The 22,685-nt window shown below is 39.6% G+C and carries 13 protein-coding genes; 4 read left to right on the top strand and 9 right to left on the bottom strand.

Annotated features, from left to right (window positions below; all coding sequences use genetic code 11):
• Nucleotides 1-90: 90 nt before the first annotated feature.
• From GO620_RS00620 to GO620_RS00580, 9 genes are all read right to left on the bottom strand, one after another.
• The gene (locus GO620_RS00620; RefSeq protein ID WP_157523308.1) at nucleotides 91-1,278 is read right to left on the bottom strand and encodes a glycoside hydrolase family 76 protein; all 1,188 of its coding nucleotides are present in this window, start codon (nucleotides 1,276-1,278) and stop codon (nucleotides 91-93) included.
• A 5-nt stretch (nucleotides 1,279-1,283) separates the two neighbouring features.
• Nucleotides 1,284-2,519 carry a glycoside hydrolase family 76 protein gene (locus GO620_RS00615; RefSeq protein WP_157523309.1) on the bottom strand — a complete coding sequence of 412 codons (1,236 nt, stop codon included), beginning with the start codon at nucleotides 2,517-2,519 and terminating at the stop codon, nucleotides 1,284-1,286.
• Between the two features lie 58 nt (nucleotides 2,520-2,577).
• Nucleotides 2,578-4,962, bottom strand: a complete 2,385-nt coding sequence (locus GO620_RS00610) for a GH92 family glycosyl hydrolase (RefSeq protein WP_244139440.1) — start codon at nucleotides 4,960-4,962, stop codon at nucleotides 2,578-2,580.
• 7 nt (nucleotides 4,963-4,969) lie between these two features.
• Nucleotides 4,970-6,178: a glycoside hydrolase family 76 protein gene (locus GO620_RS00605; RefSeq protein WP_157523310.1), complete on the bottom strand. Its 1,209-nt coding sequence runs from the start codon at nucleotides 6,176-6,178 to the stop codon at nucleotides 4,970-4,972.
• A 66-nt stretch (nucleotides 6,179-6,244) separates the two neighbouring features.
• Complete coding sequence (locus tag GO620_RS00600) at nucleotides 6,245-7,375, bottom strand: SusE domain-containing protein (protein WP_157523311.1); 1,131 nt, start codon at nucleotides 7,373-7,375, stop codon at nucleotides 6,245-6,247.
• Nucleotides 7,376-7,401: 26 nt separating this feature from the next.
• The gene (locus GO620_RS00595) at nucleotides 7,402-9,036 is read right to left on the bottom strand and encodes a RagB/SusD family nutrient uptake outer membrane protein (protein ID WP_157523312.1); all 1,635 of its coding nucleotides are present in this window, start codon (nucleotides 9,034-9,036) and stop codon (nucleotides 7,402-7,404) included.
• Between the two features lie 18 nt (nucleotides 9,037-9,054).
• Nucleotides 9,055-12,222 (bottom strand): SusC/RagA family TonB-linked outer membrane protein, encoded by a 3,168-nt coding sequence (locus tag GO620_RS00590; RefSeq protein WP_157523313.1) that lies wholly within the window; start codon nucleotides 12,220-12,222, stop codon nucleotides 9,055-9,057.
• A 35-nt stretch (nucleotides 12,223-12,257) separates the two neighbouring features.
• Nucleotides 12,258-13,718 carry a sugar porter family MFS transporter gene (locus GO620_RS00585; RefSeq protein ID WP_157523314.1) on the bottom strand — a complete coding sequence of 487 codons (1,461 nt, stop codon included), beginning with the start codon at nucleotides 13,716-13,718 and terminating at the stop codon, nucleotides 12,258-12,260.
• 6 nt (nucleotides 13,719-13,724) lie between these two features.
• Nucleotides 13,725-15,533 (bottom strand): class I mannose-6-phosphate isomerase, encoded by a 1,809-nt coding sequence (locus GO620_RS00580; RefSeq protein ID WP_157523315.1) that lies wholly within the window; start codon nucleotides 15,531-15,533, stop codon nucleotides 13,725-13,727.
• A gap of 236 nt (nucleotides 15,534-15,769) precedes the next feature.
• Here GO620_RS00580 and GO620_RS00575 point away from each other — a divergent pair, with 236 nt between their 5' ends.
• The 4 genes from GO620_RS00575 (at nucleotide 15,770) to GO620_RS00560 (ending at nucleotide 22,683) form a co-directional block, all read left to right on the top strand.
• A complete protein-coding gene (locus GO620_RS00575; RefSeq protein WP_157523316.1) occupies nucleotides 15,770-16,498 on the top strand; it encodes a GntR family transcriptional regulator in 729 nt (242 codons plus the stop codon).
• Nucleotides 16,499-16,764: 266 nt separating this feature from the next.
• Nucleotides 16,765-17,586, top strand: coding sequence for an alpha/beta hydrolase (locus GO620_RS00570; RefSeq protein ID WP_157523317.1), 822 nt, complete (start codon nucleotides 16,765-16,767; stop codon nucleotides 17,584-17,586).
• Between the two features lie 66 nt (nucleotides 17,587-17,652).
• Complete coding sequence (locus GO620_RS00565; protein WP_157523318.1) at nucleotides 17,653-19,608, top strand: glycoside hydrolase family 97 protein; 1,956 nt, start codon at nucleotides 17,653-17,655, stop codon at nucleotides 19,606-19,608.
• Nucleotides 19,609-19,683: 75 nt separating this feature from the next.
• Nucleotides 19,684-22,683 carry a lantibiotic dehydratase gene (locus GO620_RS00560; protein WP_157523319.1) on the top strand — a complete coding sequence of 1,000 codons (3,000 nt, stop codon included), beginning with the start codon at nucleotides 19,684-19,686 and terminating at the stop codon, nucleotides 22,681-22,683.
• Nucleotides 22,684-22,685 lie beyond the last annotated feature (2 nt).

The following is a 22,685-nucleotide window of genomic DNA, read 5'->3' as shown; positions in this document are numbered from 1 at the left end:
AACGTTAATCATTTCCAGCTTTGAAACTGGCACTAAAAAACCGCTGGCGCTCAACCCAGCGGTTCAGAAATCAATTAATCAACGAACGCATTATCTCAATACGCTAAGTCGGCCATATATTTCTGCAATACAGGCCTCATCAAGTAACCATTTAGGTTTCTTAATATCTTGAGGATTGGTTGTCCAGCTATGTGTCACCAACCCGAATTTATCTCTGGAATTTTCCCAAGCATAATTAATGTCGTGTTCTAAAGCGGATATATACAAGTCATTTTTATCAACTTTATAGAGGGCCTCATATCCCCTGAATAATACGGCCATAAACCAGGGTAGATCGATACGGTAAGTCAGATGTTCATCATGTTTTGCAGCTTTATAGAAAGCGTGGCTATCCTTAGCTAAAGCCTTGGCCTGAATCAAATAAGATTCTTTCCCCGTGAACCGATACAACATTACCGCTGCTTCAATTAAAGATCCGGTATTATAGGACCAAAACGTACGGTTCAGTCCTTTACCGGGCTTAATATCATTTGTAATCATTCCTGTAGTGCTATCCCGTAACGTCGTATACATCCAGTTATAGAACTTTTTACCTTGATCCAGATAATACTTTTCATGACATCCCTCATAAATTTTTAAAGAAGTAAGCAAGGCCATTCCATTGCTGCATGCAGGCTTTTGATCTGGATGACCCTCAACCCAGAAAACCCCACCCCCAAGGTCTTCTGTCCATCCGCTCATGATAAATCTGAATACATTTTTTGCTCTGGCCAAATAAACAGGATTCTTTGTATTGAAATATGATTCCATATAATCAATGCCAACCAATCCATTATCATCGTAGTAACGATCAGATTTCTCCAATTTAACCGGATAGGCTTGGTAACCTTCAGGTTTTCTTACGACGTCAAGATATTGTTCAATACCTGCGATCAGGGAGTCCTGGTACGGTTTGTACACATTTTTTTGACCGGGTATACGCATTAACACATTTGTGGCGGAAAAAACCCCAGAAAATGGCCACAAGAAACTTACTTGCCTTTCTTTTACTGCAGAACCTTGGAAATAATTGAGTGAATCACTTTTTCCTCCCGGGTAGTTTTCTAAGAATAATCCGGTAAACGATTTTACCCTAAACCGTGTCCAAATATTTGAATAAATAGATTTTGCTCGTTCAGCATATAATTCAGACTTCACTGTTTTAGACTGGGCAGACACCTGTTCTGTGACGAACAGAAAGAGTAAAAAAAGAATCTGAAAAGGACTGTGCTTTCTCATAAGGATTATCTATAATCAGATAGTAAAGCTTGCGTCCGCTGCATCCAAGCCTGATCGACTCCTTCCTGGCGAGTGTCAACACCAGAGCCGTCAGTATTACAGAAGGCATAATATCCTTTGTTCGTCGCGTTTCGCAATTTTGCATTCATAAAATCTATATTTTTCTGTGCGTAATCTAACCAAGCGGTATTTCCATCGCGCTGATAAAGACGGATCATCGCTTGAGAGGCCCACACACACCATGACGGATTAACACGATTACCTGCAGTATTGAACCGATATACTTTATTTGTGGCATCCCACAGTTGGGTATTCAAGGCACTGCCCAAGTTTTGTGCTTTGGTTACATATGTGTTGTCACCCATTATTTGTGCATAAAGCAAAAATGCTTCGATCATTATGGCATTGTCATAAGTAAACTTGTCTAAATGCTTAGTACCTGTTCCCGCACCATCTATTTTCCATATAAATAAACCTGTTGTTGAATCGTACATATTATTTAGGAGCCAGTTTTTTACAGAGTTTGCCCAGTCACGGTAGAATGTTTGACCTGTAATTTGATAAAGACGAAGAAACAACTGCATTGCAAGCCCATTAGATTGCGTCGGCTTGTTATCTTTTACGGTACTCCAATAAAACCCTCCACCGTAAGTATTATCCCATTGGCCGCTATTCATGAGCCAGTTTGCGCAGGATTTCGCCGCATTTAAGTAGTTAGTTTGTGTAGTGCCGGTCGTTACCGCATAGCAGTCCAGATACACATTTCCTGTAAGAGAATTATCATCGACATATTTATCGCCGGCTGCACCTGTACCATTAATATTAGCTGCTGCAAAATAGCCACCATTTGGACTGGCACCATCCCACATATTACTCATCCAGGTAAAGGTATTATTCATATAAGAGGCGTATGTTGTCGCCCCAATTTTCACCATTGCAGCATCAGCATAAATCTGGCTGGCATTGTACCATTCATAAGCTGTTGTTGTTGTCGTTGTCGTATTTACCCGGTAACTGTTATAACTGGTTAGAATGTTACCGTAAACAAAATTATGAGTCTCACCCGCTTTGATATAATAAGCAGAACTGGTACTCTGTGTTTTTATTTTGGGGGCATTGCCTACAGAATCACTAGACTCAGATTTATTGACAGAGGCAGTCATTTCTTTTTTACATGAACTTACAATTACTCCGAGTAACAATATCACCGGAATAAACTTTTGATGTACTAGAGTTTTCATAACGTGGTTTTTTATTGGTGAATTTTCAAATAAGCCCTACATATTCCCATCTTACAATTTACTGCGCTGACGGAGGGGGCACATTTGTTCCCCAAGCGAAATTGGGAACAGCGCCCATTGTAAATTTCAATTCCCCGCCTTTCATTAATTCATCGCGATAAATCCAGCAATTTTTCAAATAGACGCCATTAAATTCCGCTGATTGCACATACATATTCGTTTGCGAGTTATTAACTGTTTCAATCTTAAGGGTTCGGCCGTTTCCTAAACCAATTACGCACTTCTTGAACAAAGGGCTGCCAAACTCGATAATCGGTCGAGCGTCGGTAAAGCCTTTAACATCGAAAAGACCTAAAGCATTGAGAACGTACCAAGAACCTAACTGACCCTGATCCTCGTCCTGCCCGTAACCATAACCATGTATTGGTTCGTTACCATAAAACTCTTCCCCGATAAGCCGGGTCCATTTTTGTGTAAGCCAAGGTTTTCCTGAAAAGTTAAAAAGCCAGCTAATATGCAGATTGGGCTGGTTGCCGTGATTATATATAGAGTTTATCCCGGCAAAGGCGTCGATCGTTTTTCCACCACCGAATCCTTGCTTTTCTGATACTGTGAAAATACTATCCAAGCGCTTATTAAAATTATCCTTTCCAATAGCGTCAATTAAACCTTTGGGGTTTTGTGGTACATAGAATGTATACTGTACAGCGTTTCCTTCCTGAAATCCTCTCCAAGGCTGATATGGATCGAATTTTTCAATAAAAGATCCGTCCAATCGTTTAGGTTGCATCAATTTATTAACGGGGTTAAAAATCTTTCTCCACCCGTTTGACAACCTAATCATTTGCTCATAATCGGCATGCTTACCCAGCGCTTTTGCGAATTGAGCAGCAGCAAAAGCGCTGTAGCTATACTCTAAGGTATGTGACCCGGCGAAATTAGATCCTGTTGAATCTGTTGCGAAATCCCTCCCGGTCTGATTGAAAAAAGGCACGTAACCATATTGTACGAAGGCCTTAGTATCCTGCTTTCCAGATCCGACAGGCCGGTTTTTGTAATTTAATTCGTTTGATTTGACTGCCTGGTATGCCAGATTTACATCATAGTTGCGAATTCCCACCTGATAGGCCGCAGCAACAGCGAGTCCGACAAAGTTTGTACCTACCCCTGACACATATTCACTATTAGCTATACCATCCCCAAACCAACCTTTATCCTTATATAATTGAAGTTGTGTATTTACAAAACTTCCATACCATTTCGGATAAGAAAGCGACCATAGCTGAGTTAAATTCCAAAATCCCCCCCATATGGCATCAGTATTAAGGAATTCAGCATTTAACCCTGACACGTCCTTTGGAAGCTGGCCAATTCCACCGGCGTGTTTCGGATAATTCCCGTTCACATCGCTGGCGATACCTCTCCCCAATAAAGCGTGAAACAATCCTGTATAAAACTTTACTTTATTGACCTTATTAGTGTCTATTATGTCAATTTTATTTAGTTCAGTTCTCCATGTCGACTGTGCTATGTTCTTTGCCTTGTTGAATGTCAGGCCTTTGGATTCTTGCTGAAAATTTAATTTAGCGTTGGCAAGTGATGTATATGAAAGCCCGGTGGTAACTTCAACCTGCTCATCAGACTCAGTTTGAAAGTTTAAGGCAAGTCCTGCTCCTTTGCCATTAGATGCATTATGCTGCCCTGTAATCTTTCCTTCTGAGAATGCAGTTACGGAAAGCGGCTTTTTGCTCACTTTACCATAAAAGAACATTTCGACTTTTCCGAGAGGATCATACGTTTTTACATATTTTGGATAGGTAGTAACATGACCTTGGAAATAATTGTCGTCGATCATTCTGATCTCGGCATCCGTTACCATTCCGCTTTCCCCCTGCTTATTACCAATGTCCAAAATGATGTGTGCTTGATCCGTTTTGGGAAAGGTGTATCGCTGAAAGCCGACACGCTTAGTTGCAGTCAGCTCAGCCATTATCTTATAGTCGTCAAGAATGACACTGTAGTACCCAGGTTGGGCCACTTGGTTTTTGCGGTCAAAAGCTGATCGGTAACCAGGCATTTTTCGTTCCAGATCACCAGGTTGAATAATCAGATTTCCCACTGTTGGCATAAAACTAACGCCCCCAACTTGCCATTCATGAAAATGTACAAAACCTTCAATCGAAGTCTGACGGGTATCATAACCAACAGCTTCCCATCCGGACGCATTACCGAAATGCCCGTTGGTAGATGGGGCAAGTTTTGCCATTCCATATGGAACGGCGGCGGGCGTATAAAAAAACCATCTGCTATGGGCAGTGCCAATGTTAGGGTCTACAAATTTCAGGACATCTTGTGCTGATGCAAATACGGACAACTGCAGACATAAAAAAGTCCCAATAATGGCCTTGACAAATTTGTAGTGTTTAATGATTTTTAGTCTCACTGTCTTATTATTTATATTTTGATAAAAGTGCTTGTATTCTTTGCATCCAGGCCTGATCTACACCTTCAAGGTTTGTGTATCTGCCAGATCCATTTAAAGCAGCATATTGATAGTAGCCATTTACAGCAGGGTTCTTTAACACTACATTGATTTCATCAATATTTCCTTTTGCATAAGTAAGCCAGTTTACATTGTTATCAAATTCGTAAAGCTTTATCATCGCCTGACTAGCCCATCCGCTATAACATGGATTGACGCGTTGGTCATTCGTATTAAATATGAATACATTAAAATTTTTGTCCCATAAAGTTGCAATCATGGCATTTCCGAGTGCTTGTGCTTTGACCTGATATGATCCATCTCCCATGACATCTGCATACAGCAATAATGCCTCTACCATAATTGCATTATCATAGCTAAACTTATAGGTATCTTTCGTTCCGCTTTTTTCAATCTGCCAGATATATAAGCCGCTGTTAACATCGAACATTTGCGCGTTTAGCCAAGTGTATACAGCTGTAGCCCAGTTTTTGTAAACTGCATCTCCGGTGATTTTATAAAGTCTGCTAAATAATTGTAACGCTAAACCATTTGACTGTGTTGGTTTAACTGTTTTATCGGTTGACCACCAAAAACCGCCGCCAAAATTGGTATCCCATTGACTACTGTTTATGAGCCATTTGGCACATCCTTTTGCTGCGCTTAGGAAAGCATCTTTATCACTCCCTGAACTAACATCGTAAGCAGCCAAAAATGCCATTCCGGTGAGTGCATTGTCATCTACATATTTACCGCCATTTGCTGTTGATCCATCGAGTGATGCAGCTGCAAAATAACCACCATTAATGTCAGACTTATCAATCAGCTTTTGAAGATAGCTAAGGGTATTCGTTAAACTAGTTTTAATACTTGCATCACCAAGCTCAACCATTTCTGCATCTGCATATAATTGACTTGCGACATACCACTCATAGGCACCTGAGGTATTTGTGGTCGTATTAACGCGGTAGCTGCCAAATGAGGTTGCATATGCTGACTGAACATAGCTGCGCACTGCTTTGGCATTGGTCAGATAAATGGATTCTGTAATACCTCCGCTAGGAGTGCCACTACCACCACCATTATTTGTTCCTGTACTATCGGGAACAACTTTCGATTTACTGCACGACACAAACACAAGTGTTAATAATGTTATGGTTAATAATTTGGGGTTCATAGCGGTTATTTTAATGCCTCCAGTGGAGAGACTGCAGGCTGTGTGCGTTATGTATCTTAACTCTGGTTAATTTACAACAGTAGCTGTGTGTGTATAGGATGATTGTGATGTATTGAAATAGACATCGACTTTTGCGTTTTTAGTATCTATGCTTGGGTCGAACTTGTATGTATTATCCCACTGGGCATTTGTAACTGGCAATAGATAAAAATAACTGGCAGCTTGTCCTGCCGGGGCAACATTGTTTACATTAGTGCTACCGTAATATTCAAGACCGCTGCTCGTGTGCAATACAAATTTGTAGCGTTCGTCACGGCCCCAGGAGAATTGGTAAAAGGTAACAGGTAATTTAGGATTCTCCCATGTCCCATTACCTAAATAGGCTAGCTGACCAATTTCCATATTGTAGGCAGACATCCAAAGCCCTAAAGATTGTATTTCAACTGTATTGCTCGTAGCAACGTTGAAATCCAATCGCATACGATAAGTAGTTTTTGCAGCTGCGACAGTGGTTGATCCGCTTCCTTGTTGGATTACGCCATTTGCATCCAAAAAATAAAGCGTTCCGCCGCTACCAGCTTTGTCAGAAAACTGGTAGGATCCTGGCTGAAGCGATGTATAAATTTCAAAAACCCCGGAGGAAGTCCGTTTAAAAGGGATGGCTTTGGACAAATCTGACGCCCCAGCTTCTGTAGCCGTCCCGGTAAGATACAGCGTAGTTGGGGGTACAGCAAATCCCGCAGGTCTTGTTACTTGTATCGTGTTACTTGATTTGCCGGTTTGTAAATTAGTTGATTTTGAAGATACCACTGTCCATTTTAATGTTCCAGTGCTGGAAGATGCGATGCCTGCGAGCGACGCGATCTTATTAAGGCTATCTTGTGGAACAGTGGCTTGGGTTTGTACACCGCCGCCATCTGCTAAAATTTTGTAAACCGGTGCACTGAAATCACCGCCAGCTTTATCGAATGCAACCTGGTAAATTATAAGACCACCATCTTCAGCTGTTGCTGGGTCCCATTTAAAAGTTACCGCAGGTGTGCCGGTTTTGATCGTTAAAGTAGCAGCATTGGCAGGTGCCGACAAAGTAGTGACGGCGTTTACATTCGTGTTTAGTGGTCTAACTTCTTTTTTACATGACGACGCACCAATTATAATGACGCACGACAGCCATATGAGGGATAAAACTCTTTTCATAAAATTTTAATTATTTGTATTATAAATTAATAACCAGGATTTTGAGTAAGATTAGCATCAAGGCTTACGTCACCGTTCGGGATAGCCCAGAGATAATCTCTGCCAGCGTTGAACCTTCTTAACTGCGCTCGGATGTAACCATTATCGGTTGCTGGATCTCCTGAAAATTTTGCACCATGAACATATCCGTTCAACACGATTTCCGCTATTTTCCAGCGGCGGATATCATCAATCCGGTTTCCCTCCAAAGCAAGTTCTATTCTTCTTTCCTTACGGATGATGTTTGTCAGATTAGCACTCCCGGGATAGCTCAGTGCACCCGGTTCGGTAAAACCTGCGCGGCTCCGAAGGGCTCCAATTGTTTTCGACCACACCGTTGCATCCATTTGCCCCAGACTGTTTTTTGCTTCAGCGTAATCCAATAATATCTCTGCGTATCGGAATAAATGCAGATTATTTCCTGACACGTAATTAATTAGCGCAGATGGATCAAAATATTTACGCCAATAATAACCTGTTGGTGAGGAATTCTGCCTGCCTGGTGAGTATTCATCAGGTCCGGGTTTCACAGGGTCAGTTCCAGGTTTTATGTATATAATTTTGGTCTTCCCGTTAACACCACCGCCATTATTCCAATTATATTTATCATATACAATTGTAGCTGTCAAACGCGGATCCCTATTGATGTACGGATTATTTTCATCATATCCAGATGTAGGATCAGTAATATCTTTGCCATTAAGCATGATATAGTCGTTGACTAACTCCTGACTAGGTGCAAGCGAATTGACCCTTCCATCCACGCTTTTAGGCGCAAAATCCCAAAAATCGCTCCACGTGCGTGTTGTTGCCGGCACATACTGAAGAGATAGCATCGTTTCAGGATTTGTCTTATTTGTTGCCGGATCACTGAAAAGATTAGAATAGCTAGGATTTAATGAATAAGTCCCATTAGCAGTACTGTTCATCAGACTTTCGCAAACACTGATAACATCTGCCATACGATCACCCTGGTATAATAACACGCGGGCCTTCAAAGCCAGAACTGCACCTTTATTTATGCGACCATTTTCTGCTGCAGGCATCTGATCCTTTGATGGGAGTGCCGGAAGGGCAGCATCCAGTTCATTAAGTATAAATTTTACAACGTCAGCCTTTGGAGTTCTGCCAATGGATTTGGCTTCATCCTGACTTAGATCATGGTCTACTAGTGGAACATCTCCATACCATTTGGTTAAATTGAAATGCTCGTAAGCGCGTATAAACCGTACTTCAGCTTTTAACCGAGCTATTGTTGCAGCCCCTAACGTGGTATTTTTGTCTACGTTTTCAAGGAATTGATTACAGGATTTAATGGTACGGTAGTAAAAACTCCAGTCATTTGCAAATTTGGCCTGTTGTGCGGTCGCATTGCCGCTAGCGATTTGTATCGCGTCGGTATTTGTTTGTGAATAAGCGTTATCCGATAAACCTTCAGCTGTAAAATATTTATCACTGTTATATATCAGACTGTAATTATTATTAAGTGCGTTATACACATTTGCGTCCGCTGTCCAAAAGTTCAATGCAGAGTAAGAATCTGTAGGTGCGATGTCCAGTTTTCGGCAACCTGTCACAGCAACCAGTGCTGCTAAAGCAAAATATTTAGTTAGATTTTTCATGTCCTTTCAGTTAATTGATTAAAAGGTAATATCAAGGCCTGCGCCGTAAAATTTGGGAAGTAAATAAGATCTGGCACTATTTGACGCTGAGCTCGGACTCACACTATTGCCAAATTCAGTCGTTTCAGGATCGTAAAAATTTAATTTCGAGAATGTTAAGAGGTTTTGACCTATTAGAGAAAGTCGAACGCGTTCCATTCCTGCTTTGCGACTTATCTTTTGAGGCAATGTATATCCGATGTTGACGTTCTTTAATCTTACGTATGCCGCATTAAATTTATACAGGTCAGAACCAGTACGCCAATTATTCGTATTAGACGCCGAACCTATCGTCGCTAATCTTGGGTAACGTGCATCTGGATTATTAGGTGTCCAATAATCCGTCATGTGTTCGTATAAGGTTGTTCCATAATTATAATGGAATGGTTCAACTAGCTCGCCGCGCAAAAACTCATCCCTTTTACCCACACCCTGTAAAAAGATCGTGGCATCAAATCCGGCTACAGCAATTCGATAGTTGAAACCGAAGGTATAATGCGGAAAAGGATCTCCAAGTACCTTCTTGTCGTTGTCATCTATTTTTCCATCGCCATTAAGATCTTTAAATTTTAAGTCACCAGGGCCTACAACGGCACCTGCCGGTTTTGGGTAAGAAGCAACCTCAGCTGCGTTTTGAAAAAAGCCATTTGTTTGAAACCCATAATATTGTGTTACAGGATCGCCAACACGACGGATTAACTGATATACATCTTGATTGTATAATATTTGCTGTGTATTTCCAGTCAGTTGAAGCAGCTTGTTGTAAGTATTACCAATATTAGGGCTAAAGCTTTGTGTTACCTTACCTGTTTTTAAGGTATAAGTAATCTCAAATTCCCAACCTCGATCACCAACTTTTGCTACGTTTGCTGTCGGAGGCGATGCTCCAAATATAGATGGGACATCCAGCGGTGTTTGCTGGATATCACTTGTTACTTTGTTAAAGTATTCAAATGTTCCTGTCAGTTTGTTGTTAAACAACCCAAAATCAAATCCCAGATTCAAGGTTCGTGCTCTCTCCCAAGTTAGAAATGGATTCGAGAGGTTCGTTCCGGCACCACCTTGAATTACGTTATTATATCCATATGCGCCAGCATAATTAAAATATGTTGTCAAATAGGTATAATTACCTGCAGTCTGTTCGTTACCGACAACACTATAACTGGCTCTTAATTTTAAATTGTTTACAGTACCTTTTATTGGTTTGAAAAAATCTTCATCTGAAATCAGGTAACCAACATTTACTGATGGGAAAAATCCGTTTCTTCGGCCACTCGCAAATTTTGAAGAAGCATCCTCGCGAAATACAAAGTCTATGAAATAGCGGCTTTTAAAGTCGTAATTTATTCGGCCGAAGGCAGATTGTCTGCTGTTAGCCTGTACAGTGATGCAGTTATAGGAATTCGTAGCATCAATTAGTGTACCTGTAGTGGCATTGCCGAATACAGGATCAGTTAATGTTTTTTGTAATTGAAAACCACGCTGACTGTACAGCTCACTCGAAACACCGAGAGTGGCACTAACATTATGCATGCCAAATGATTTATTTAAACCGAGATAGACCTGTGTATTGTAGGAAGAGCTTTTTGAGTTGTTATCAAATGTTGTAAGGTCATTCCCGTAAACACCGGATGGTATATAATTAACCTGTGTCCTTCTGAAAAAATTGCCATTGTTCTGAAGAGTTCCACCAAAGACCCCTGTCAATGACAGCCAGTTGGTTATACTTAAAGTACCATTTAAATTACCGTAAATACGATCATTATCAGCTTGGTTCGCGCCGCCATTAAGCAGAACGCCATATTCGTTATATTGAGAGGCAAATGAGTTTGTTAGATAATTTCCATTTGCATCGTAAAAATTATAATTGTGTGGGACGCGATTAGCATCTGCGAAAATATTATTGTCACCAACCGTGTTTGTTTTGTTCCTCGATTTGGTATATTCAAGAATTCCGGTCAGTTTAAATTTACCGACAATTGCCGATTCGTTAAGCCGTAAGTTATACTTCTGGTAACCAAATCTTGGCCCTGAACCACCATTACCAATAAAATTGGAAAACTGATTTAAATATCCCGCTGAGATGAAATACGTGTTTGTTGTACCACCACCGCTGACGCTGATGTTCTGCGAGGTTTGAGGCGCATTGTAAACCAAATGATTGATGTCCCAATTTCCATTACCCTGTGCCGCAATCTGCTGGATTTGTTCCGGTGTATATGCCGGAGGAAGCCCTGAATTAGCTAAAGCTTCGTTTTTATAATACGCATTATCAGCGGCGTTCACTTTTTTAACCAAAATGTCGGGCTGTTGCAAACCAAAATTTCCATTATAAGCAACCTGGGCTTTTTGGTTTAACTTGCCACTTTTTGTGGTAACCAAAATTACTCCATTCGCACCCCTTGAGCCATATATTGCCGCCGAGCCAGCATCCTTAAGAACACTTACATTAGCGATATCATTGGGATTGATAAGGTTGATATCGTTAATTGATTGGGAAACAATTCCGTCTATTACTAAGAGCGGATCATTATTCCCGGTAGTCGCAACTCCCCTAATGTTAACAATCGGATTACTACCAGGGTTAAGTGTACTTTGCTGAATAATAAGATTGGGAGACTGTCCTTGCAATGCCTGAGCGGCATTGAGAACCGGTTTATCATTAATATCCTTAGCCCCAACCGTTCCAATAGCACTATTGATAGTCGCCCGGCGTTGTGTTCCATATCCAACCACCACAACTTCATTTAATGACCTCGTTGTATCAGTTTTCAAACTGATATTAATTTGAGTGCGGTTGCCAATTTGAATAGTCTGAGTGAGGAAACCTATAAATGAAAAAGAAAGGGTGCCACCCGCATTCTCATCTGGTAGTGTTAACTTGTAGTTACCATTTACATCTGTAACTGTGCCTAATTTGGTATTTATCAATCTTATGGTTACACCGGGAAGCGGCCTACCCTGGTCATCTAGGACTTGACCGGAAACAGTGTTTGCTGCATTTACGGTAAAATTAATCGTGGGACGTGCGGCTTTGGCTTGCTGATTAATACAGCATAAAATAAGCACGACCATTAATCCAAGAAAATTGGCTGTTCTCAGACATTTCTGTGTCCATTTTTGTTCAAGTAAAAGTTTTAATCTCATTTGTTTTGGTTTTTTAAGTTGGTCTGTTCATTAGTTTAGGATTTCAGATATAAAGGGTTTACTTTATGTTTATCATTATCTAAAGCGACATTCTTATGATGGCCGCTCCATAAAGTTTCGATATCTTCAAGTGAAAGACCCTTCGTCTCAGGGATTAGCTTATATGTCAGTATTAAGGCAGGTGCACAACATCCGGCGAAGAGCCAAAATGTGTATGCAGGCCCTAAAAACTCAAGAAATGCAGGCGTAAGCTGACCTACTAGAAAATTTCCTATCCATAAGGAAAGTGTAGCGAGAGACATCGCCTTGCCTCTGACAGTACTGGGAAAGATTTCACCAATGATTACCCAGCAAACCGGCCCGAATGAGAATGCAAAGCATGCTATAAATATTAAGATGCTAATAAGTATCCATGGACCTGATGTGTATCCGTTGTAAAATAATACACCGATAATAATCAAAGCAGTAACAGCTCCACCCACCCCAACATACAAAAGCGGTTTACGCCCGTATTTGTCGACTGTGAGAATTGCTACAAATGTGAAAACAACGTTAACCAGACCGATGGTTACCTGTCCGCCTAGTGCATTGTTTAGTGCGAAACCTGCTTGCTCTAAAATTTTGGGTCCATAATAAATGACTGCATTTATACCGCAAACTTGTGAGAAGAATGGCAGCAGTAACCCGATAATTATCGGACGCCTGTATTCTCTGCTGAAAAGCCGTTTTAAGGGCAGTTTCTTTTCTGTGTTGTTATTCAGGTTAAAGTCATTAATCTCCTTATCTGCGGCTTCATCTCCATCAATTTTAACGAGAATTGCGCTTGCCTCGGCTATTTGCCCTTTTAACAATAACCACCGTGGAGATTCCGGTACTGTTAAAAGTGATAAGAGAAACACCCCGGCAGGAAGTGCGCCAAGCCCCAACATTAAACGCCACGAGCCGTTTTTGTCATCATTAACATATAGATCATGACCGTTACCACCTGGATGGCTAAGAAGATACGCGTTTGAAAAATAAGCGATTACAATGCCTATAGTTAAGGCCAATTGATATAATGAAACCATCGTACCCCGATACCGAGCGGGTGCAAACTCAGAAATATATAGTGGCGATACCATTGATGCCACACCTATTCCCAATCCCCCTACAATACGGAATCCAATCAATTCAGAGAAGGAGTGTGACCACAAGCATCCCAACGCAGAGACGAGAAATAGAATTGCCGATAGAATCAGAACAATTTTACGTCCGAATTTATCACTAAGGGCACCTGAAATAGCCACTCCTACAATACATCCTAATAATGCACAGCTAACAAACCAACCCTCATTAATTGCGTTCAGGGAAAAGTTTTGCTTAACCAATTTTACTGTACCGGAAATGACAGCAGTGTCAAAGCCAAATAGGAACCCTCCCAGCGCAGCTACAAGGCAGACCAGATATAGATATAAGCGGCTTGGCTTGGCAGGTGTGTATTGATTTAGATTTTCCATCACCAATTATTTTATAAAGGCTTTTATAATTTTTGCCCTACTACTGCCGAGATTTTTAAGTGTATAGGAATTTGCTGCTGCGGGAACTACAAATGTTTCCGCATATGCGAAAGTTTCTTTGGTACCATTTTCAGTTTCAATTAGTATTGCCTCACCCTCAACCAGCATTAAAACATGGAATGAATTAGCGGTGACAAATTTTAACATGTTGTCAAATTCCAGTCGCATTACATCATAAAAGTGATCCGGGTGGGTTGGTAAATGCACAATGACGTAATCATCTGTTTTCTGGATCACGCGAGGCTGAGAAATCAACTCTTCTTTAACCTTATCACCTTTCCTATCAAAATTTAAATTTTTGAATGCATGGTCAATATTGATTGGTCGCGGCTTGCCGTCGAGATCTAACCTGACCCAATCATACATTTTGAATGTGAAGATGTATGGTGTGGCGCTAATTTCGAGAACAACATTGCCAGCTCCTGCGCTATGAACCGTTCCATTCGGAATCAAAAACAAATCATGCTTTTGAGCTGGATGAACTTGCACAAAGTTTTCAATAGTCAAAGCCTCGCCGGTCGTTTGGCTGCGCTCTAACTCCTTTCTAAATTCAACTGGATCAATGTCCTCTTGAAATCCAAGGTATACAGATGCGTTTTGATCAGCTTCCAGTATATAGTAAGTCTCATCCTGAGTAATCGTTTCACCAAAATTTTCTTGGATATATTTTAAACGCGGATGGCATTGAATGGAAAGATTACCTCCTTTATAAGTATCAAGAAAATCAAATCGGATTGGAAATTCATCCCCAAATCGGGCAGCGTGTTTACCTAGAACATTCTTTTGACAACAAAATAAAAGGCTGTCAAATGTCACCTCTAAAAGGTTCCCATCGCTTTCAAAAACCAAACCATTTTCAGGTACGATTAACTCGAAAGACCACGCCAGGTTTACTGCATTTGGATTGAGCCCGTCAATGTTTTCTTTCATCCATTGACCGCCCCAGGCGCCGGGCTCAAACCATGGCCTGACTCTGAAAACCGATTCACTTAATTTCTTTAACCCGTCGCTAACATTATTATGGAATGTCCAATGAAGTGTTTCCTCCCATTGCGTATCAGCCATAATAGTTATCCTATTAAAGATATTTTTCTTATGGCTGTTCAAAACAACCCAGTCTACAAAATAGAACCTCTTGTACATTTGAAAAGGTTCATCTTGCGACTGGCTGCCCAGATTAAAGATGCTCCCTGCACGCATGCGAAATTGTATTTCATTTTTAGGAACGTCCAGATATATGATAGGTAATGAGGATTGACATAAAGACGCGCCGATACCAAAGACGACATTTATGTCGCAATCAGCATTCAATGCATTTTCGAAATGAACGTTATCAAAAAATTCTGATAATGTTAATGTTGTTCTGGTCCCCCAGACTGATGACTGTTCTCCTAGAAACGGGCTAATGATAGATCTGATGTGATCGGGTGATTTTAAGAAATCTAATGTTTGTATCCAGTTTGTTGTATAGCCCTCTTTATCAAAGCAAGACTGAAGTTTTTTACGAATTTCATCCCAATTAACGCCAACGTAACCATCTATTATCACTGTCTTTTGTTCAGCAATGTATTTTCCTAAGCTGTCGTATCCGTCAAAAATCTTACTTACACCTAGTTGTGCAACAGGATAAATATCATATTCTGATGGTGGTGCGTTTCTCTCTCTAATATTTGCAGGCATAACGTATTGAGACGTGTTGCGCAATGGAGATTCAGTCGCTATAGATTTTTCAAGTAAATTAGTATCAATATTCATTATTTGTAATTATGTACGGACATATTAATGCACATAGGGTATCTGTACTAGTTCAATTTAATGTATTTAGAATTAAGGGTTCCTAATTGGCAAAGGAAATATGTACAAACATATACATTATACCATCACTTGCAAATTTTTTTCAATTTTTATTTTTAAAGGCCAACTAAAGCCTGACCTTTAAAATATGATTGAACATTTGACTTTAATCATTATCATTGCGAACTTATCATTTCATGAAATACAGCATTGATCATAAAAGTCCTGTTCCACTACATGCCCAGGCTGAAGAATTGCTTAGAAAATTGATTACTGAGGAGGCATATCAAAACGGTAAATTATTACCTAATGAGGTAGAACTCGCCAGATTATTAGCCATATCGCGAACAACACTTCGCCAGGCAATAAACAAATTGGTGTATGACGGTTTACTCGTTCGGAAAAAGCGGCTAGGTACTAAAGTAAACCACTCAACGGTTAGCTCTAAATCAAATAATTGGCTAAGTTTCTCTCAAGAAATGAAGTTGAGGGGGATTAACATTAAAAATTTTGAATTGCATGTAACCTGGGTATTGCCAGATGAAGCCGTTGCAAATTTTTTTGACATCAAACCAGATAAAAAGGTCTTGAAAATGGAGCGCGTCCGCGGCAGAAAAGATGGACCATTTGTATACTTCGTGTCCTACTTTCATCCCAGAATTGGGCTTAACGGAGACGAGGATTTCAAACGACCTCTGTACGAACTACTAGAGCAAGATTATTACACAATTGCAACACTGTCTAAAGAAGAAATTAGTGCTCATGCAGCAGATCATTTAATTGCTGAAAAGTTGCACATCAAAATTGCAGATCCGGTGCTATTTCGAAAAAGATTTGTATTTGACCAGGGAGAACGACCGATGGAATTTAACTTAGGATTTTATAAAGCGGATAGTTTCATATATACTGTGGAAAGCCGCCGTTAAAGGTTCCTATTAGAAGAACCGACATTATATGGACTATATGGAAATCTTAATAACATTATGGTCATTTCAAAATGTCGAATTCTTGTAATCTGAAGTTAGACTTCTATGGAAAAGTAGCCATCCATATAATTATTGAGTATTTTAAAAAAATTAATTTCCTTATGAAGTACTAAGGACGTTATTTATATATAGTTCTATTAGTCAACTTTTCATTAAAGACAAAAACATTTTATCTAATTGTACATACATTAGTATATATTTATACTATGAAACAATTTCTAACCGTTTGCCTGCTTTTTCTAAGCTTCTCCCTGAAGGCCCAAGATGTCTACTCTACAAAAACAAACATTCCTTACTACCAAGACTCCACTGGTCATGATCAGGATTATAAATCGTCTCGATGTTTACTTGATGTTTATTATCCAAAAAATATCAAAGATTTCTCGACCATAATATGGTTTCATGGCGGAGGGCTAACCGGAGGGGGTAAATTCATTCCTAAGGAATTGATGGGAAAAGGATATGCAGTAATTGGAGTGGGATACCGGCTTTCACCTAAAGCCAAAGCACCTGCTTATATCGAAGACGCTGCTGCCGCTGTGGCCTGGGTTTTCAATCATATCAGTGAATTCGGGGGTAACGACAAAAAGATCTATTTATCAGGTCATTCAGCAGGCGGCTATCTGGCCATGCTTATCACGCTTAATAAATCGTATTTAGAAAAGTATCATATTGATGCCAATCAAATTGCTGAGCTTATTCCATTTAGCGGACAATGCATTACTCATTTCACTGTAAGGGCGGAAAAGGGGATTAAAGAAACCCAGCCAACTATTGATGAGTACGCACCATTGTATTGGGTACGCCCGGATGCGCCACCTATTATGCTTATAACAGGAGATGCGGAGCTTGAATTATACGGAAGATTTGAAGAAAATGCGTACATGTTGCGTATGATGAAGCTAGTTGGACATAAGAAGACCCGCCTTTTGCAATTACAAGGATATGATCATGGAGGAATGGCAACTCCTGCATTTCCCTTATTGTTATCAGAAATCGCTAATCACGAAAGACAGCGTAATCAATAATTATATTATGCCGATTCAAAATCAAGATTTTGTTCAATTTTTAATATAAGACAAAACTGAATTCCCATGAGGCTTCAAAAAAAACAGGTCTTTACCATTGTATTACTATTGATTTGTGTTAATGTTTTCGCGAAGAAAAAGCTAAACTTAAAATCTCCTGATGGACGAGTTAGCCTTCAAATTACTGTCGATAATAAAATTCGTTATACCTTATCATGCGACAACAGCATCTTGCTTGACACCTGCTCACTTGCACTATCACTTCGCGACGAAATTCTCGGCAGCAATTCAACCATTTTAAAAACGGAGAAAACATATGTTGATGAAGTTATCAAACCATACATCGCCCTAAAATATTCCTCAGTAATTAACAGATACAATTCTTTGGTTATCACTTTTAAAAGAAATTTTGCAGTTGAGTTTCGCCTTTATGATGATGGATTTGCCTACCATTTTATCACCCATAAAAAAGGTCAGATCGAAATTTTAAACGAAGATATAACCTTAAATTTTCCTTCTGCGTATTTACTACACCTACAACAAGCAAATAGCTTTAAAACTGCCTACCAGGAACCCTATAGTCACGTAACATCCACGGCCTGGAGACCAAGTGATAAAATATCTACGTTGCCGATATTAATTGATACCAAATCAGGTTATAAAATGTTGTTTTCAGAATCGGCCGTGGTTGATTATCCCGGTTCCTTCATAAAAGGAATAGGAAAAAATGGGGTTAAAGCCGTTGCACCAAAAATGCCGCTAACATTCGAACCTGATGGGGACAGGAGTGTTAAAATTTTAAAAGAAGCCAACTACATCGCTAAAACAGAAGGAAATCGAGAATTACCATGGCGTTATTTAGCTATTACCAGGGATGACAAGCAGCTTATTGAAAATACAATGACATTAAAATTAGCACCTAAATCTCAACTTTTATCTCCCGCATGGATTAAGCCCGGACAGGCCAGCTGGGAATGGTGGAACGGCGCATCGCCCTACGGTCAGGATGTAAACTTTGTATCAGGATATAATCAGGATACATATAAATACTACATTGATTTCGCATCGAAATTTGGAATCAAATATATAGTAATGGACGAAGGCTGGGCAAAAAGCACATCAGATCCTTATACTACTAACCCGAATATTAATTTACCTGAATTAATCCAATATGGAAAGAATAAAAATGTTGGTATCATACTTTGGCTTACGTGGCTGACAGTAGATCAGCATATGGAACTATTCAAGGTTTTCCAAGAATGGGGAATCAGGGGGGTAAAAATTGACTTTATGGACCGTAGTGACCAATGGATGGTTAATTACTATGAAAGGGTGGCCAAAGAAGCCGCCAAGCATGAATTATTCGTTGATTTTCATGGTGCCTTTAAGCCCTCAGGCCTGGAATATAAATATCCTAATATCCTGTCTTACGAGGCGGTAAAAGGAATGGAGGAGATGAGTGGCTGTACACCCAATAATAGCATTTATTATCCATTTATACGTAATGCTGTAGGGCCAATGGATTATACTCCCGGCGCAATGCTCAGCATGCAACCAGAATCCTATATTTCAGCCCGGCCAAATTCCGCGAGTATAGGAACCCGTGTATATCAAATGGCTTTATTTATCGTCTTTGAAAGCGCATTACAAATGTTGGCCGACAATCCTACCTTATATTATCGTAACCAGGATTGTACTGAGTTTATAACCAGTGTTCCGACTACATGGGACGAAACAAAGGCGCTTTGTGCCACGGTCGGAAAACTTGCGATAGTAGCTAAACGAAAAGGTGAAAAATGGTTTATAGGTGGCATTACCAATAATGATCAACCCCAAAATGTCACTATAAATTTGGATTTTCTACCAAAAAACAAATCCTTTAAAATGACTTTTTTTGAAGATGGAGTAAATTCAGATAGACAGGCTATGGATTATCGTAAGAAATTTAACACTGTTAGCTCGGAAGACACCCTGACATTTAAACTTGCCAGAAATGGTGGTTTCGCTGCTCGGGTTGAATGAAAATGATACTTATATCCTGCCGGTAGTATTTATGCTTAAGCATTAAGATGTGCCTGTATTATCACTAAACTCTAGATGCCGGACTATATTTTCGCTAAACACGCAATTTTAAGAAGGCCTTTACATGTTGGGATAAGTCCACTAGATTTAGAATATTTTCTAAACTCGCCAATATTTAAAGCGGCAGTCTATATAGCTACTCCGGATTATTATTATTTACTTGAATCGAATAATTTCGAAGCCGCAAATCTTAATCGTAAAAGCTTAAATACCCTAAAGAAATATATCAACAGATTTTGCTACCGGCCGGTACCGTTCGGGTTGTTTGCATCGGTTAGCTATGTCCAGTGGCAGGATAATATCAATCAATTTAAAACGACCGATCAAAATGCCTATGCATTTATTGCATTCAGCCAGCAACTGATCAATACAATATATAAATATCATAACCATAATTTCGACCCATCCATCAAGTACTTCCTTAATTTCACAGTTTATAAGAACGACAATGAATACCGGTATATAAAAACAAGTCTAAGTGGAAAAAATGATGTCAGAAATTATAAACTTCAGTCTATAGCTTACAGCAAACCTCTTGCGAGACTGGTCAATTTTGGTACTGAGCCAAAAGCAATTGAAGAAATGGTTAAAGCCGTAGTCGCGGAGGCAGACTGCAGCCAAAAGGATGCCTTAGACTATATAATTTTTCTAGCGGAGGAACAATTTTTAATTAGTGAATTGGAAATCAATATCACTGGTAAAGATCAATTTACAAAACCTCATTCCATTGCCGCCATTAACCGACTAGAAGAGGTTCTGCCACGAAAAATACCGTTATCCCTGGTTACTACAGATTATTTTGAAAATTTGTGCTTTCATATTAAACGTCAAATTGTTGAACCTGCCCTCCTGCCAAAGGATCTATTCAATGTTATAGCAATCAGTGATGGAGAGGAAACCAATTTATCTGCAAAGATCCAGCAGAAGATCAATGCAGGTTTACAGGCGCTATCCAAACTTGGTTCCTATTCGTCAGTTCCGATGATGGATAAATTTATAAAGCAATTCGAAGAAAAATTTGACCAGCAAACAGTGCCCTTGTTACTGGCCGTCGATCCTGAGAATGGCATTGATTATGACTTCAGTCCGGAGACTGAAAGCAATATCCTTTTGGAAACTTTAAAGATAGGCGATACACAGCGGATGAATCCAGGCGGATCCTGGACATTGAAACAAAGCATGCTCCTTCGTAAATGGCATGAACAATTAGGGCATGAAACAAATGAAATCCTGCTGAACGAAAACGACATCCAAGATCTAGATGGTCCACAACCGGGTGAAATATGCGGCTCGGTATTTTTCAGGATGTCAGACACGCTAATCTACATAGAAAACGCAGGGGGTATAAATCCTGCTTCATTAATAGGGAGATTTACGGTAGCGGATGAAAAGATCAGAGACGCCGCCATGGAGATGGCAAATTATATCGAAGAGCTCAATCCAGAAATTGTTTATGCAGAAATTCTTCATCTTTCAGACCCAAAGGTTGATAATATTAACAGGAGGGAAAACTTTTACAGGTATGATCTGCCAATTACTGCAAAGTCTGTTAGAAAAGCTGATTGCCAATTAAGGTTAATTGATCTTTCTTTAAAACTTATTCACGGGAAATTGTATCTGTGGTCCGCACGGTTGAGAAAGATTGTCATTCCGATGTTGAGTTCGGCATATAATCATTCCCGTGATAAATTGCCCCTGTTCAGGTTCCTTGTTGACCTGGGTTACCAATATTCAAATATTAATTTATCATTGGATATGCCCGGTCTTTTTCCCGGGCTCGCCAGTTATCCGAGGGTCTCTTATAATGGCGTAGTATTATCATTAGCCAAATGGTCTTTTTCATCAGCAATTTTCCAAAAAATTAATGACCCCGATCCACAGAACCGATATTCGGACTTTTTACACATCGCTAAAAAAAATCATTTCCCGGTATGCTTCTCTTTAAAGGAAAATGATCAGCAACTTGTATTTAACAGCAAAAGTTTCAACGACATCATGCTTTTCCTTGACTGTATTTCCAATAAAAAAAATATCCTTATTGAAGAGTTTTTGACTGACACTTCTTGTCAAAACACAGATGAAAAAAAAATCAATAATACATTCGTAAACCAATTTAACTGTTTTTTATTACCCAAGAACCCTTATCCGGTTCCCAAATTCAATTTAGCAAAAGTACGCAATGGCTTAAGGCATTTTATTCCCGGATCTGAATGGCTGTATCTAAAACTATATTGCGCAAAGCTGGGCACCAATAAATTGCTTTTAGATATCGCGCCGTTGCTTTTCAAAACCTACGACAATGGAAAAATCCTTCAATGGTTTTTTATCAGATATGAAGATCATGCACCGCACATTCGTCTCAGGTTGAAAATAGACCCCCGAGATCTTCCGCAGATCATGAATGCATTGAAATCTAAGTTATCGCGTAAAATCGACAGACACATTGTAAGGGAATATACTATTAGTACCTATAGCAGGGAACTGGAGAGATACGCTCCTGCCGGAATACATTTTACAGAAAATTTCTTTACAGCGAGCAGTAATTATGTGCTGGCCTTCTTAAAGGCATCTAAGCGTTATCATTTTTTACCTTATCTATACGCAATAAGCGGCATGGTTGATATTCTTAAACAACTGATCAAAGGCAAAAAGGATCAAATGGCTTTTTTGTATGAGGTTTTTAAAAATTTTGAAGCGGAATTCAAAGAACCTGGAATAAAGGTGCAACTCGACAAAAAATTTCGTGAATTACGGCCGGAAATCATCGCGCATTTATCAAATAATGCATACCTGAATCCAAGCCAGTTATACACTGCCAGGAAGTTGTTTTTACAATCTATCATGCAAATTGAAGGTAAATTATCTGGCTCAAACACATCCCGCAACGACTATATAGCGAGCATTATTCATATGCATTTAAATAGAATTTTCAACACTGAACCGCGTAAACAGGAAATGATCTGCTTTTACCTGTTATATAAACACTTGAAAAGTGAATTTGCAAAAATTGACTAATA

The organism is Mucilaginibacter ginkgonis (assembly GCF_009754905.2).
GTDB classification, from domain to species: Bacteria; Bacteroidota; Bacteroidia; order Sphingobacteriales; family Sphingobacteriaceae; genus Mucilaginibacter; species Mucilaginibacter ginkgonis.
Note: the sequence above shows the minus strand (reverse complement) of the source record. Positions and strands in the feature narration are given on the sequence as shown.

Bases quoted from the DNA above. Each gene is read 5' to 3' on its own strand.
- GO620_RS00620 (WP_157523308.1), bottom strand. From the start codon at position 1,278: ATGAGAAAGCACAGTCCTTTTCAGATTCTTTTTTTACTCTTTCTGTTC.
- GO620_RS00615 (WP_157523309.1), bottom strand. From the start codon at position 2,519: ATGAAAACTCTAGTACATCAAAAGTTTATTCCGGTGATATTGTTACTC.
- GO620_RS00605 (WP_157523310.1), bottom strand. From the start codon at position 6,178: ATGAACCCCAAATTATTAACCATAACATTATTAACACTTGTGTTTGTG.
- GO620_RS00600 (WP_157523311.1), bottom strand. From the start codon at position 7,375: ATGAAAAGAGTTTTATCCCTCATATGGCTGTCGTGCGTCATTATAATT.
- GO620_RS00595 (WP_157523312.1), bottom strand. From the start codon at position 9,036: ATGAAAAATCTAACTAAATATTTTGCTTTAGCAGCACTGGTTGCTGTG.
- GO620_RS00590 (WP_157523313.1), bottom strand. From the start codon at position 12,222: ATGAGATTAAAACTTTTACTTGAACAAAAATGGACACAGAAATGTCTG.
- GO620_RS00585 (WP_157523314.1), bottom strand. From the start codon at position 13,718: ATGGAAAATCTAAATCAATACACACCTGCCAAGCCAAGCCGCTTATAT.
- GO620_RS00580 (WP_157523315.1), bottom strand. From the start codon at position 15,533: ATGAATATTGATACTAATTTACTTGAAAAATCTATAGCGACTGAATCT.
- GO620_RS00575 (WP_157523316.1), top strand. From the start codon at position 15,770: ATGAAATACAGCATTGATCATAAAAGTCCTGTTCCACTACATGCCCAG.
- GO620_RS00570 (WP_157523317.1), top strand. From the start codon at position 16,765: ATGAAACAATTTCTAACCGTTTGCCTGCTTTTTCTAAGCTTCTCCCTG.
- GO620_RS00565 (WP_157523318.1), top strand. From the start codon at position 17,653: ATGAGGCTTCAAAAAAAACAGGTCTTTACCATTGTATTACTATTGATT.
- GO620_RS00560 (WP_157523319.1), top strand. From the start codon at position 19,684: ATGCCGGACTATATTTTCGCTAAACACGCAATTTTAAGAAGGCCTTTA.